The 13,657-nt window shown below is 71.4% G+C and carries 9 protein-coding genes; all 9 read right to left on the reverse strand.

The genetic code is table 11. The features are described from left to right. Nucleotides 1-33 precede the first annotated feature (33 nt). The 9 genes from ACN469_RS31515 to ACN469_RS31555 all read right to left on the reverse strand — a co-directional run bounded on the left by ACN469_RS31515 (nt 34) and on the right by ACN469_RS31555 (nt 13,603). A complete protein-coding gene (locus ACN469_RS31515) occupies nt 34-2,796 on the reverse strand; it encodes a VWA domain-containing protein (protein WP_498773911.1) in 2,763 nt (920 codons plus the stop codon). Then, nucleotides 2,793-4,526 (reverse strand): BatA domain-containing protein, encoded by a 1,734-nt coding sequence (locus ACN469_RS31520; protein WP_498773913.1) that lies wholly within the window; start codon nt 4,524-4,526, stop codon nt 2,793-2,795. The genes ACN469_RS31515 and ACN469_RS31520 overlap by 4 nt, the downstream gene beginning before the upstream one ends. Nucleotides 4,527-4,596: 70 nt before the next feature. After that, complete coding sequence (locus ACN469_RS31525; RefSeq protein ID WP_498773914.1) at nt 4,597-5,457, reverse strand: DUF58 domain-containing protein; 861 nt, start codon at nt 5,455-5,457, stop codon at nt 4,597-4,599. Next, nucleotides 5,454-6,935, reverse strand: a complete 1,482-nt coding sequence (locus tag ACN469_RS31530) for an ABC transporter permease (RefSeq protein ID WP_498773916.1) — start codon at nt 6,933-6,935, stop codon at nt 5,454-5,456. The genes ACN469_RS31525 and ACN469_RS31530 overlap by 4 nt, the downstream gene beginning before the upstream one ends. Beyond that, nucleotides 6,932-7,915: an ABC transporter ATP-binding protein gene (locus ACN469_RS31535; RefSeq protein ID WP_498773918.1), complete on the reverse strand. Its 984-nt coding sequence runs from the start codon at nt 7,913-7,915 to the stop codon at nt 6,932-6,934. Before ACN469_RS31535 ends, ACN469_RS31530 begins: the two co-directional genes overlap by 4 nt. Further along, nucleotides 7,912-9,675, reverse strand: a complete 1,764-nt coding sequence (locus tag ACN469_RS31540) for a hypothetical protein (protein ID WP_498773920.1) — start codon at nt 9,673-9,675, stop codon at nt 7,912-7,914. Before ACN469_RS31540 ends, ACN469_RS31535 begins: the two co-directional genes overlap by 4 nt. After that, nucleotides 9,668-10,666 carry an AAA family ATPase gene (locus tag ACN469_RS31545; RefSeq protein ID WP_498773922.1) on the reverse strand — a complete coding sequence of 333 codons (999 nt, stop codon included), beginning with the start codon at nt 10,664-10,666 and terminating at the stop codon, nt 9,668-9,670. Before ACN469_RS31545 ends, ACN469_RS31540 begins: the two co-directional genes overlap by 8 nt. A 19-nt stretch (nt 10,667-10,685) precedes the next feature. After that, nucleotides 10,686-12,263: a hypothetical protein gene (locus ACN469_RS31550; RefSeq protein WP_498773924.1), complete on the reverse strand. Its 1,578-nt coding sequence runs from the start codon at nt 12,261-12,263 to the stop codon at nt 10,686-10,688. 98 nt (nt 12,264-12,361) lie between these two features. Further along, complete coding sequence (locus ACN469_RS31555; protein ID WP_498773926.1) at nt 12,362-13,603, reverse strand: matrixin family metalloprotease; 1,242 nt, start codon at nt 13,601-13,603, stop codon at nt 12,362-12,364. Between the last annotated feature and the right edge of the window lie 54 nt (nt 13,604-13,657).

Genomic DNA, 13,657 nt, shown 5'->3' on the forward strand with positions numbered 1-13,657 from the left:
CTTCCAGTGGGCGGCGGGCCTCGGCTTCGCCGCTCACCGGTCCAGTCGACGACGGGAGCGGGCGCGCGCGGCCTCCAGCGCGGAGTCCACGCCGCCTTCTCCGGACTTCGGCTCCGCTCCAGAAGGCTTCGCCTCCGCCGGAGTCGCGTCGGGCGCTGTCGAAGGACCTCGCGCGGAAGCCTTCGCGGTCCTCTCGGGCGGCACCGACTGCTGCATCGACGGAGCGCTCGAAGCGGGCGCTGTCGCCACGACGGGCCTTCGCACGCGCGGCCCCGAGAGGAACCGGCGCACCACCACCTCGGCCAGCAACACGGCGAGCGCCAGGGCCACGAGCCACGGCGCCAGGGGAAGCAGTCCCTCGGACTCGGGCGCTTCCGCGAAGAGCCCCGTCATGGACAGCCGCTCCACGCCACCGCCGACGGCGGCCACGGAGCGCAGCAAGGTCAGCCCCTCCTTGGGACTCCCCGGCTCGAACTCCGGGGCATACGGCAACGCGACAGGCGGGGCACGCAGGGCGCGCTCGCCCACCCGCACCACCGGGTGCCACGTGCCGCTTCCCTCCAGCGGCAGCTCCGCCACCAGCCGGTCGTCATCCTCCCAGCGCATGAGATGCTCGGTGGGCGCGGACCTTCCGTCCCCCGACAGCACCATCAGCGTGGGCAGCGTCGCGGGCAGCGGTTCATCCGGGGGCAGGTCCAACGTCACGCGCAGCATGTGCCCTCGACGCTCCGAGCGCACCACCGCCTCGCCCAGCGGCGCGGTGCCCGCCATGGTCCAGCGCACCATCGCCTCCAGAGTTGCCCGCAGCGAACCCCACTGGCGCAGCTCGCCGGTGAACGGCCCGTCCACCTCCGCGGTGAAGGCCACTGTCCGCCCCGCGCCGCGCGGCCACATCGCGAGCACGGGCGCCGCATGGGTGTCGAGCGTGCGCAACGCCACGCTGGCGCGAGGGCGGAGATAGGTGAGGTTGTAGCCGCCCACCTGGGGCAGTCCCTCGGAAGGCAACCGCCCGAGGAGCGGCAGGTCCGGCGCGGCCTCCATGGACGCGGGCTCGTCGATGAAGGTGGCGCGGGCCACCGCGAGCGTCTCCTGACTGAAGATGCGCGGCAGGCTCATCGCATCCTCGGCGAAGTAGATGCGTCCGCCGCCCCGCTGGGCGACCTCCTTCAGCAGCGCCGCGTCCGGGTCCTTGGTCGTGCCCAGGCCGATGACGGACACCGTCACGTGCTGCCCCTGCAGCTCCGACAGGATGCGACGGTAGTCGCCCGGCTCCTCGGAGTCGGCCGCGTCGGAGAAGAGCACGACATGGCGGGTGGCCTTCTCGCTGCGCAGGATTTGCTTGCGGCCCGTGAGCAACGCTTCGCCCACGTAGATGCCACCCCCGCCACTGAAGCCGCGCGCCACCTTGTCGAAGGGCAGGCCCGCCTCCACCGAGCGGAGCGGGAAGATTTCGTGCGACTCCGTGTCCACCATGTGCACGGAGGCTTCGTCCTGCGGGTTGAGCAGGGTGAGCGCGGCCACGACGCCCTCGGCGGCGACCTCCATCTTCGTGCGGCCGTCCGGCACGGTGGCGCCCATGGAGCAGGAGCAGTCCATCAGGATGCTCATGGCGATGGACGCGCGACGCTGCTCCTCGCGCATCTCCAGGGACACGGGCAACAGCGGCTCCACGGGGGAGCGGCGATAGCCTCCCTCGCCGAAGCTCTCACGCCCTCCCGTCATCACCAGCCCGCCGCCCGCCTGCTCCACATAGGACGCGAGCGCGTTGAGGCCCGGCTCGCCCAGGGTGTTCGCGTCCACGTTCTCCAGGACGACAGAGCCCACGCCATCCAGGTCATCCAGGGTGAGGCGGAAGGGCGCGCGGACCTCCAGGAGCAACCCCGTCGCCTCCAGCGCCTTCGCGAGCGTGCCCTTGGGCTGGTTCGTCACCAGCAGCACGCGCCGGGGACCCTCGACGCGCAGCACCGCGAGGCCCTTGTCGTTCTCCACCACGCCGTCGCCAGGGACTTCGACGGTGAGCTGGTAGCGCACGAGGCCGGGCTCGTCGATGAGGTCTCTCAGGGGCAGCACGTTGGGGCCGGGCTGGAAGTCGAAGGGCCCCTTCACCAGCAGGCGGCCATTGCGCTCCAACCGCACCGTGCCCGTCACCGCCGCCGAGGCATGGACGCTCGCGGAGAACTGGAAGGGCTCACGCACGGCCACGGCGGTGGGCACGTCCACCGAGACGACGGCGACATCGAGCGGAGGCGCGGGCCTGGCGAGCTGACGCCAGTCCACGGCGATTCCGCGCGCCGCGAGCCTTCGCGCGGAGCCTCGCGCGTCCGTGCCCGTGGCCCGTCCATCAGAGAGGACGAGCACCCGGCCGGTGCGCTCCTGGGGGATGAGGGCGTTGGCGGCATCGAGCGCGGCGGACAGGTCCGACGACTCCGCGTCCACCTGACGGGTGAAGCCACCGAAGGAGCCTCCCGTGGACAGGGGCTGCTCCACGCGGGGCTCGCGGCCGAAGGCGATGACGCCCACCCTGTCACCGGGACGCCGCTGTGACTCCAGATGGGAGACCAGCTCCTGCGCCGTGCGGTCGATGTCCCGAGGCATCGACGCGGAGCGGTCCACCACGACCACCACGTCGCTGCCCGCATCGGCTCGCCGCAGCTCCGGGCCCGCGAGCGCGCCCACCGTCAGCACCAGCAGCGTGGCGCGCAGCCACATGGGCGGGCCGGGTCGCCGACCGAACTTCCAGAGGAAGAGGCCCAGCGGCAGCAACAGCACCCACGCCTGGGGGAGGGAGAAGGTCATGACACCCGCCTCGTGACGTAGAAGTCGCCCACCAGCGCGAGCAGCAACAACACCAGCGGCCAGCGCGTCCGGTCCGAGGCGTTCGCGCGAGCCTCGTCCTCTCCCGGTTCCTTCGCGGGGACGTCCACGCTCCCGCGTCCACGCAGGTCCGACTCCCGAGCATCCAGCGCGAAGACGTCCGCCGAGTCCACCTCGTCCCCATCGTCGCGCTCCAGCACGTAGCGTCCCGGCTCCGCGGGGGGTGGAAGGCTGACCGCTCCCGCGCCGAACACCGGCCTGCCGCCACCGGGGCCCCTCAGCGTGTAGCGCTTCCCTGGCAGCGTCACCAGTTGGAGCGGCTCACCCAGCGAGAGCTGTCGTCGGACGAAGCCCTCGCGTGCGCGACGTGCCTCTCGGACCACGTTGCCCAACAGCACGGGCCAGGCGGACACGCGCTGAACATTGGAGCGGGACAGGTCCACGTTGAGGTGCACACGGCCGTCGTCCTCTTCGGACACCAGCACCGCGTCCCCCGCCGTGACGAGCGGCCGTCCCGGAGGATTCTCACCCGCGGACCACCGCACGCCCGCGAGCTGAACGTCATCCAGCAACGGGTGGCCCTTCTCGGAGAAGAACGGCCCCACGAAGGTCCGCGACTTGCCCGATGCGCCCACCGTCACCTTCGCGTCCGTGCCACGTGGACCGATGAGCAACACCTCGCCCGACGCGCCGTCTCGCGCCACCTCAGGCGAGGCCCCGAGGAAGCGCTCCAGCGCGTCGCGTTCAAGCGAGCCCATGCCCTGGGCCAGACTCACCGCGAGGGGCCTCGTGGGTGAGACCGCGAGCCGTGCATGACCATCATCCGGCAGCGCATCGCTCGTGAGGGAAGCCTGGATGTTGCCCGCGTTCTGGAACGTGACGCGCACCGTGGCGGTGCCCTCTCCCTGGAGCGAGACCTTCTCCACACGCTTCGTGCCCTCCTTCGCCCCGGGCCCCGGGACCGCGCTGAGACGTACCTCCACGGACTCGGGGCCCGCGCCGAAGCGGGCCACTCGCAGCGTCACCGTCGCCGCGCCACCTTCGTCCTTGCGCTGCGCGGAGATGAACGCCACGTTGTCGCGCGCCGTTCCCAGCGCCGTCCATCGCACGGGGGCTGGGATGACCAGTCCTTCCCGAGGGGCCGCGTCGGTGAAGAAGGCCACGTGCTTTCCCGCGCCCGCGAGCTCCTGGGCCCACAGGAGCGTGGGCATGGGGTCGTGGTCCGCGCCGAGCGCGTCGAAGAACTCCAGCTCCCCCAGGGCACGCGAGGGCTCGGCCTCCGGGCCCGCGATGACCCGCGGAGTCAGTCCCGTGGCCAGCACCGTCACCCGCGTGGCGGCTTCCTCCTCGACACGCTTCGCGGCCTCGCGACGGACCTGCTGCAGCACCGTCACGCCGTCGGGGCCGCGCGCGGACATGGACAGACTCCCATCCACCACCAGCACCAGGTGCCTGGTCCGCGCCGTCTCGCCCAGGCGCACGTCCGCGAGGTACAGCGCAGCCGCGATGACCGCCAGCGCCTCCAAGAGCAGCGAGGCCTCCCGCGTGAAGCGCTCCCAGCGAGGCCCCGCCTCCGCGCGAGGGCGCGGCGTGCGCCACAGGAACAGCGCGCTCACCACGACGGGCTTCTGCCGGCGCCGCAGGAAGTACGCCGCCACGAGCGGCACCAGCGCGCCCAGGGCCAGCAAGCCCCACGGGAAGCCGAAGCTCACGCCTCACCTCCCCCGACGACGCGGCGGCAAGGCGAGCCACGTCCTCTCCACGCCCCGTGGAAGCGGCCGCTCACGCGTGCCCCCCCGCGACGAACAAGGGCCGCAGAGCGCCCCGCACCAGGGCATCCAGTGACTCCGTGGCGGGCGCCGTCAGGAGCGCACCGCGCGAGCGCAGGGCCGCCGCCCTCAACTGACGCTGGTGCTCCTCGAAGCGCCTCGCGTACGCGGCCAGCACGTCCTCCGTCAGCAGCTCCTCCAGCGCCGCGCCGCTCTCCGAGTCCACCAACCGCGCACCCTCCCCGCCCGACGGAGCCAGGTCCTCCGCGTCCAGCACCTGCACCAGGAAGAACCCCGCCGCCCCCCGAGACAGCCGCGCCACCATCGCCGCCAGGTCCGCCTCGAACAGGAAGTCGCTCACCACCACACGCAACCCACAGGCCCTCGGCGGAGGCAGCCTCCCGAGCGCCGTCACCAGGTCATCCCCCGCATCGAACTCCAGCGCCCGCAGCGCGGTCCGACACGCCGTCCCCTGCACCCGCTCCGACCGCACCCCCGTCGCGAACAACGTGGGGCTCAAGCCCTGTCGCGCCCCCACTTCACACGCGAGCAACGCCAGCTCCCGCGCGCACGCCGCCTTGCGCGGGGACAGCGCCATGGAGCGCGAGCCATCCAGCACCACCTCCACGCGCGGAGACACCTCGTCCTGCCGCACCCGGAGGATGAGCTCGTCGGTGCGCGCCACCGCGTTCCAGTCGAGCTGCCGCAGGTCATCGCCCGGCTGGTACGCCCGGAAGTCATGCAGCTCCAGCGAGCTTCCCGTGGACGCCGCGCGCACCTCGCCCACGCGTCCCCGATGAGGCCCTCGCGGCAACGCCAGCGCCAGCCCCGGCGCCAGCCGTCCCACCGCTGCTTCGTCCAGGCGCTCGCTCACGGCAGCTGGGCCCGCTTCTCACGCATCACCAGCGCCCGGTCCGCCAGGAACGCGACCAGCAACGCCACGCCCACCACGAAGGTGGCCAGCGGCCACGTCATCTCCGGCTCACTCGAGGAGTAGTCATACGTCCCGAAGTTCGCGATGCCCACCACCGGATTCAGCAGGTTCAGCAGTGGGTCTCCCATCTCGAACCCCGCCAGCTCCGCCAGCAGCGGAGGCAAGCCCGCCGCCACACCGACCGCCGCCACGAAGAGCAGCCGCACCGACGCGGGCGACGAGAACCGGTCCGAGCTCGGCATCCGCCCCAGCACCAACGCCAGGGACAGATAGAGCACCGCATAGGCCGGCATCACCACCATCAACATCCGCATGGCCTCGCTGTTGGTGTTCGTGTCGTCCGACATGAACGCCAGCACCGCCCACGCGCCGGCCCAGATGACGAACAGGAGCACCGTCAGCCTGAAGCCACGCAGCGCCCCCGGGCGGAACAGGGACAACGGGCCCGTGCCGGCGCGCAGCGCACGCGCCTGCCCATCCACGTCCGACACCATGAACAGCCCGACGAGCGTCAGATGCACCGTGCCGAAGATGGAGAAGATCTCCGTCACCACGTGCTTGCGGTCCTCGTACCACCAGAAACCGAGGCCCACCAACACGGCCACCACCATCTGCACCACCACCGCCCGCCGAGGCCCCTTCGTGTAGTTCTCCGTGGAGAGCGACAGCCGCGACGCGGCCACCTCGAACAACAGCCAGCCATCCAGGAGCATCACCCCCAGCCCCACGGCCATCGTCAGCCGCACCCCGTACTGGCTCAACAGCCGGCTGCCCGACTCGCTCATCGCGCCCGCGACCCCCAGCCCCGTACTGAAGGCCATGCCCAGCCCACCCAGCACCAGGAAGTGCACGGCGGCGCGCCCCATCCGACCGTCCGCCAGCGTCGCCGCGCACACCGCCACCACGGTGAGGAACACGAGCCACACCCCACCCAACCCCAGCACCGTGAGGATGGAGGGCAGGGAGATGCCGTTGAGGTAGTAGCTGAAGAGCAGGAAGGGCCCCACCGCCGAGGCATACAGCCCCGCCTGCACCAGGGCGGAGGCCACCTTGCCCCGCAGAATCCTGCGAGGCCCCAGCCCCGTGAGCACCAGCAGCACCCACGTGTCGTCCTCGCGCTCTCGCGCCAGGGAGCGGTACGCGCCGTACGGAATGACGAAGTAGTGCGCCACGGCCAGGCAGATGAAGAACGCAAAGAAGTAGCCCTGGCCATGATGGGAGAACGACAGCTCCCGCGTCTGGACGTAGGCCACGAGCGCCATCACCACGCACGCAATCAGGTTCAAGCCGAAGCTCGCCCAGAAGATTCGCGTGCGCAGCCCCTGACGGACCTCCTTCACCACCAGCGGGTTGAGGCGATCTCCCCACCGCTCCTGGAAGGACGTGCTCCCAGCGCTCGATTCCACCGGCGCGCTCACGCGAGCCTCCCCTTCGTCACCGTCATGAAGGCGTCCTCGAGGTTGCGCTCCCGCGTGCCGAAGAAGCACACCGGCAGGCCCGCCGTCACCAGCGCCGCCAGCAGCGCCGCCGCCGCCGCGTCCACCTGCCCCGCGCCACCACCGGCCTCCAACTCCAGCTCCACCCTCAAGGACTCACCCTCGCGCGAGACACGCGCCACGCGCGGCTGCTCCAGGAGCAGTCGCTCCGCCCGCGCCCACGTCGCATCCATGCCCGAGGCCACCGCCAGCCGCACCATCAACTCCACCGCGGCGACGCCCGTGCCCTGCCGGAGGATGTCCTCCACCTTGCCCGTGGCCAGCAGGCGCCCCTGCTCGATGATGGCGCACGTGTCACAGATTTCAGCCAGCTCCGTGAGGATGTGGCTGGAGATGATGACCGCCTTGCCCTGGTCCGCCAGCGCGCGCAGCAGCTCGCGCAGCTCGATGCGAGCACGCGGATCCAGGCCGTCCGCCGGCTCGTCCAGGAGCAGCAGGCTCGGGTCGTGCAGCAGCGTGCGCCCCAGCGCCACGCGCTGCCGCATGCCCTTGGACAGCGCCGTGGTGAGCCTGTCGGCCAGGGGCCCCAGCCCCGTGAAGCCCATCACCGCCTCCACGCGCTGGCGCCGCTTCGCGCCCGTCAGCCCATACGCGCGCGCGAAGAAGTCCAGGAACTCGAAGACGGTGACATCGTCATAGGTGCCATACCGGTCCGGCATGTAGCCGATGAGCGGACGCACCCGGTCCGGCGTATCCACCAGCGAGTGGCCGCCCAGCAACACCTCTCCCGAGGTGGGCGAATCCAGCGTCGCGAGGATGCGCAGCGTGGTGCTCTTGCCCGCGCCGTTGGGACCGATGAAGCCCAGGATGCTGCCCCGCTCCAGCTGGAAGGACACGTCATCCACCGCCCTGAGCGCGCCGTAGTCGCGTCGCAGCCCCTTCACCTCCAGCAGCGGACTCATGGCTGCACCTCCCCCCGGATGAGATGCACCCCGGCCTCCACTTCGGCGGGCAGGCCGCTGGTCGGCATCAACCCCGCTCCGCTCAGCCGCGCGATGAAGCCATTCTCGGGAGTGTTCGCGCCAAACGACGTCAGGGCATTCGACAGCCGGAGCTCGGCGCCCTCTCCCAGCCGCTCGCTCGCCGAGAAATATTCGGGCTCCATGATGGTGAGCGCGCCCTCCTCGCCCTCCGCCAGGACCGGCAGACGCCACAGCTTCCCCTCCAGCCGCAAGTACCCTTCCTCCACCCGCGCCCCCAAGGCGTTCTGGATGCGGGGCGTGTCCCCTCCGCGCTTCACCACCAACCGGGCGCGCGACGGGAGGACGGCCACCTCTCCCCACTCGCGATACGTCCTCGGGGGAAGAAAGCCGTCGCCCACCGTGAGGCCTCCCGTCCAATCCATGTCCGCCATCGCATCCTCCAGCTCAGGGGGCGGGAGGAGCACGCTGGCGGAGGGCAGGTGCAGCACATCAGGCGACAGGTTCGCGTACCAGGCGCTCAAGCCCACCGTCACCGCGCGAGAGCGTGCTCCGTCCAGCCACGTCAAGCTGTAGCGCGCGGTGTGCACGGAGAAGCCATCCACCAGCACGGACCAGAAGATGAGCGCCACACACGTCACCAGGGAGATGGCGGGCACCGCGATGAGGACCGCCACCGGCCCCCGGCGTCTCGCCAACCACCAGGCCCCCGGGCCCACCGCCAGCGCGAAGGCGGAGATGACCAGCAGGAAGCGCCCCACGGGCGTGCGGGCATTGGTCAGCAAGGGCAGCGCCTCCCGGTGCGCGCCCAGCACCGGCGACACCCAGCGAGGCATCGAGCCCACGGGAATCACCGCGCCCCGCGCCGCCGGCTCGATGTTGCTGACGCCCCCGCGAATCCGCGCCTGGCACTCGAGCTCGACGCCGTCGCACGTCCACACCTTGCCGAAGGCATAGGGCATCTCCGAGGCCGTCGCCTCCGGCAGCAGCGGCAGGCGCTCACGCAAGTCACGCGAGGGACGCGTGATGACCAGCGTCCCTCCCGACACGGCGTAGGCCTCCAGCACGGCCCACACATCCGCCGGCACCGCCGTGGCCTCGCTCGTGACGACCACCATTTCGTAGCCCACGTAGGCGGCCAGCTCACGCGGTGCATCCCGGGGGTCGAGGAAGCGGGTGGAGAAGAACGGCTCGTCCTGCTCTCCCGCCTTCGTCAGCGCGGTGGCGTTCTCGAAGTCCCCCGAGGTCCCCACCACCAGCACCGGCTCGAAGCGGTCGGAGTCCGCGTAGAGCGACTCGTTGATGGGCTCCAGCCCGGGGGCCAGGACTCGCACGACGACCGAGTGCCACGCCACGGGCAGCGGCACCCAGGCGACGACGCGCTGTCGGGGCCCCACCTCCACCTCGCGCGTCACGGAGCGCGACGTGTCTCCATACGCGGGGCTGAAGGAGAGGCGCACCGGGAGCGGCTGGGCCCCGCTGTTGTTCAGCACCACCTGCGTCGCCCAGTACCCGCGCTGGGGCTTCAGCGCGCCGCCGTGCAGCGTGACGCGCAGGGGGCCCTGGGTGACGGAGTCCGCGCTGCCACTCGCGTCGCGATAGCCGAAGGGCGCCTTGTCGGCCATGGCGGCCTCGGCGGCGACGGCGGCCTCCTCGGCGATGGCGGCGGGACTGCCGGGAGGTGGCGGCGGGGGTGACGTGCCCAGCAGGAGCCACAGCGAGAGCACCGCGACGCTAGTCACGCGGCACCTCGGGCACGGCCTGGAGCAGCGCGCGCACCACGTCCGGCGATGACACCTTCTCCAGGGAGGCCTCGTAGGCGAGCACCAACCGGTGGTTGAGCGCGGCGGGCGCGGCGGCCACCACGTCGTCGAAGCCCACGTTGGGACGGCCACTCAAGAGCGCACGCGCGCGTCCGGCCGCGGCGAGCGCGAGCGCGGCGCGGGGGCTGGCGCCGTAACGCACGAAGCGGCGCACGGCGTCGGGCGCGGAGGCCTGGCGCGGGTCGCTGGCCTCCACCAGCCGACCGATGAAGTCCGCCACCGGCCCGGGCAGGTGCACGCGGTCGGCTGCGGCGAACAGGCGCGCGAGGCCCTCTGCGTCGAGGACGGGAGACAGCTCCGGCGGCGCGCCGCGCACGCGCGTGGTGAGCAGCGCGCGCAGCGTCTTCGCGCCCACGGGCGGCACCTGGATGCGGAAGAGGAAGCGGTCCAGCTGCGCCTCGGGCAGCGGGTAGGTGCCCTCCAGCTCGATGGGGTTCTGCGTGGCCAGCACGAAGAACGGGTCCGGCAGCGTGCGCGTCTGGCCGAGCACCGTCACCCGGCGCTCCTGCATGGCCTCCAGGAGCGCGGACTGCGTCTTGGGGCTGGAGCGGTTGATTTCGTCCGCCAGCACCAGGCTCGCGAACAGCGGCCCCTCGCGGAAGACGAACTCGCGGCGCCCCTCGCCCTCCAGCACGTAGGTGCCGGTGATGTCTCCGGGCAGCAGGTCCGGGGTGAACTGGATGCGACGGAAGGGCAGCGCGAGCAGCTTCGCCAGCGACTTGCACAGCTCCGTCTTGCCCAGGCCGGGCAGGCCCTCCAGCAGCACGTGCCCGCGCGCGAGCACCGCGACCACGACTTGCTCGACGACGGACTCCTGGTCCAACAGCACCGTGTTCAGGCTGTCCCTGAGCCGTGCCGCCACCTCCGCCGCCCCCTGTGCCTCGGCGGGACTGAGAAGCTCCGCTGCCACGTGTGTCTCCCCTTCCGGACTACTCGCCACCAAAGTACCGCTTCACGAGGTCTCGATTGCGCGGCAACAACGGCTGCGCTCCCGGCCCCGCCGTCGCCTCACCCCGCGCGCTCGTCCCCTTCGAGCCCGCCCCTCCCGCCGCCCCCGTGTTCTTGCGAGGGTCCGCCGCCTCGAGCCCCCAGAGCTCTCCGGCCTCGCCGCCCTGTCCTTCCGGAAGCGGCTCGAACGCGAGCCGGTCCGGGTCCATCTCCGCCTCACCGCCGAAGACGAGAGGACTCGGCCCTCCGCCCTCCGTCCCCATGCCGCTCCGTGTCCCCCGGCTCGCATGGCCCGTATTCCCCTGCCCCTGCCCCTGTCCTTGTCCCTCGCCTTCGCCCTGCCCCTCGCCTTCGCCCTGCCCCTCGCCCTGTTGCGCACCGTCCTGGCCGGGTCGCGGCGCGCCTTCACCCCGCTCGCGTGCGCCCTGCCGCTGACGCGAGCCCGAGCGTCGTGAGCTCGCCTGCTGGCCCTGGCCTTCACGCGGCTCGAAGCGCTGCGCGAGTGACTGCTGTCGACGCTCCAGCGACTGGCGAAGTTCCGAAATCTGGTCCAGGGAGCCCGCTGACTGAGCGCGGGCCTGCTCCTTCGAGCCCTCCGACTCCGCCGTGCCTTGCTGTCCCGACGCAGAGGTGCCCTGCGTCCCATTCGGGTCCTGGCCCTGCTGACCCTGTTGTCCTTCGCCCGAACGGGCCGAGGCCTCACCCTGCCCCTGAGAGTCCTCGCCCTCCGATTGAGACTCGCCGCTCGCCGACTCCGAGGGATTCAACCCCATGAGAGCGCGCTCCAGCGCCTCGCGCTCGCGTGAAGCGGCCTCGGCGCCACCCGCCGCGCCCAGCGCCTCCTCCAAATCCCGCGCGGCCTCGGAGGCCTGAGCCAGCTCGGCGGCGGCCTCGGCGGCGCGCTCGGCGAGTCGTCGCTCCAATGAGTCAGCGGCCTCCCAATCACCGGAGTCGAAGCGACCGGCGGCGACCTCTTCGGCCAGTCGGCGCAGCTCGTCCTCCACGGCCTCGCCCAGCGGCTCCTCGCGCGACAGCGCCTCCGCTTGCGCCTGCACCGCGTCCACCTTCGCGGCGGCGGCGGCGTGGACGGCGCGGGGTCCCCGGGGCGCGGGCAATGGAAGCAGGAAGCCGACGAGCAGGAACAGCAGCGCCCCCAGCAGAGCCCCCACGGGGCGGCGCCACGCCACCACGGGCGGCTTCACGTCGCGGACGAGCTGATTGACGGTCAGCTCCCACTCGCCCACGGGACGCTCCAGGCGGGTGAGGAGCAGCCCGCCCGCGTTGGCCGAGCGGTCCGCGAGCACGGCCGCCTGCTCCAACGAAACGCCGCGCGCGCGAGCCCGGAGCCCACCCCACGTCAGTCCCGCGAGGACCAACGGCGGCAGGGCCCAGACACACGCGTCACGCAAGAGCAGCCGGGCGAGCACGCAGGCCGTGACGGTGACCCACAAGGGAACGATGCTCGCCTGGGCCCAGGCCACGGCGTTGAGACGCCGTTGCACGCGCCGCACCGGGGCGAGCACCAGAGCCTGGAGGCGACGTTCTTCGCTGGCGGCCATGAGGAAGGGCAGTGTCGGACACTCGGACGGCCCCCACAAGCCACGCGGAGCGGTAACCGAGCGCCGGGTCACCCAGGAAGGAGGCCCCGTCCTTGGGATTACGGAGTGCGGCGCTCGTCCACCGTGAGGCAGGGCTCCATCTGGTCCGGGGCGACGAGGAACCGCTGCTCGCGGCTCGGGCTCCGGAGGGCGCCCAGTTGGGAGTCGCCAATCTGCCCGGCGCCGTCATAGACCAGGGCCAGCCAGTCGTTCTGCGACGCGGGGAACACGTTGTTCTTCACGCCGTTGTGGTTGAAGTCCAGGGCGTAGCTCGTGGCCTCGATGACGAGGTTGGCATTGAAGCTGAGATTGGCGCTCGCGTTGCCGATGACCAGGCGGTTGTTGAAGCGAAGCCCTCCGATGAGCGCGAGGTCCCCCTCGGTGGTGGGAGCGACCGGAGTGAAGGCCGCGACCTCGTTGACGGCCGCCTCGTTGAAGGCAGCGACCCGCACGCGCGAGTAGTCGAGCACATTGGCCACCCCGCCCAGGGTGAAGCCATGGAACTGGTACTCGTGGTTCATGATGCTCAGGTAGTTGGGCTTGAACGTGGCGTTGTCGTCCCCCCCGTGGCGCAGGCCGAGGTTGTGCCCCAGTTCGTGCATGAGGGTACCGGCCAGTTGAAGCGCCGTGGCACCGCCAGCGAAGCCCAGGGTCACCACGAGGTCATGACCGGGGATGCCTCGAGAGCTACCGCTGATGTTCCCCCCGCTGTGTTCGTTCGCGAGCAGCAGGTAGTGGAAGAACGGCGCCCGGCTCGCCGCGAAGTACTTCGCCTTGATGAGGTCGAACTCCGTCCAGACGGGGTCCAGGTCCTCGTCCGCGTCCGCCGAGGCAATCTCCTCGTCCACCACCAGGTGCAACGAGACGCCCGTGGAGCCATCCGGGTTGATGACCGGCGCGGTGGTGAACGCCGAGGTGACGCGGTCCAGCGTGGTCTGCGCGGGCAGGAGGCCGGGGTAGTAGTCCACCTCCACGAAGAGGTCCTTCCTGCGCGGATTCGCTCCCAGGGAGGGCAGGTCCACGCCATCGAGTCCGTACGCCTCCGCGTAGTCGCTCAGACGGTCACCGTCCGTATCGGAGCTGTTGGGATGGGTGCCCAGGGTGGCCTCCACGGCGTCACAGATTCCGTCCTGGTCCGTGTCCGGGGATTCGAGCAGACACCCGGGCGGGAGCGGCGGGGCCAGGGCCACGTCCTGACGGGTGCTCGCCGTCCGTGCCTCCTGGACCTCGGTGCCACCACATCCGTTCAACCCAAGGAACATCAGAGAAGCTGTCAGCAGCGCCTTCTGAAGCTGGCTCATACACTTCCTTTCGCGGCGAGGATTCGCATCACGTCGGGCAGCGCATTCCGCGCG

Source organism: Corallococcus terminator (assembly GCF_049194865.1).
Taxonomy (GTDB): domain Bacteria; phylum Myxococcota; class Myxococcia; order Myxococcales; family Myxococcaceae; genus Myxococcus; species Myxococcus terminator_A.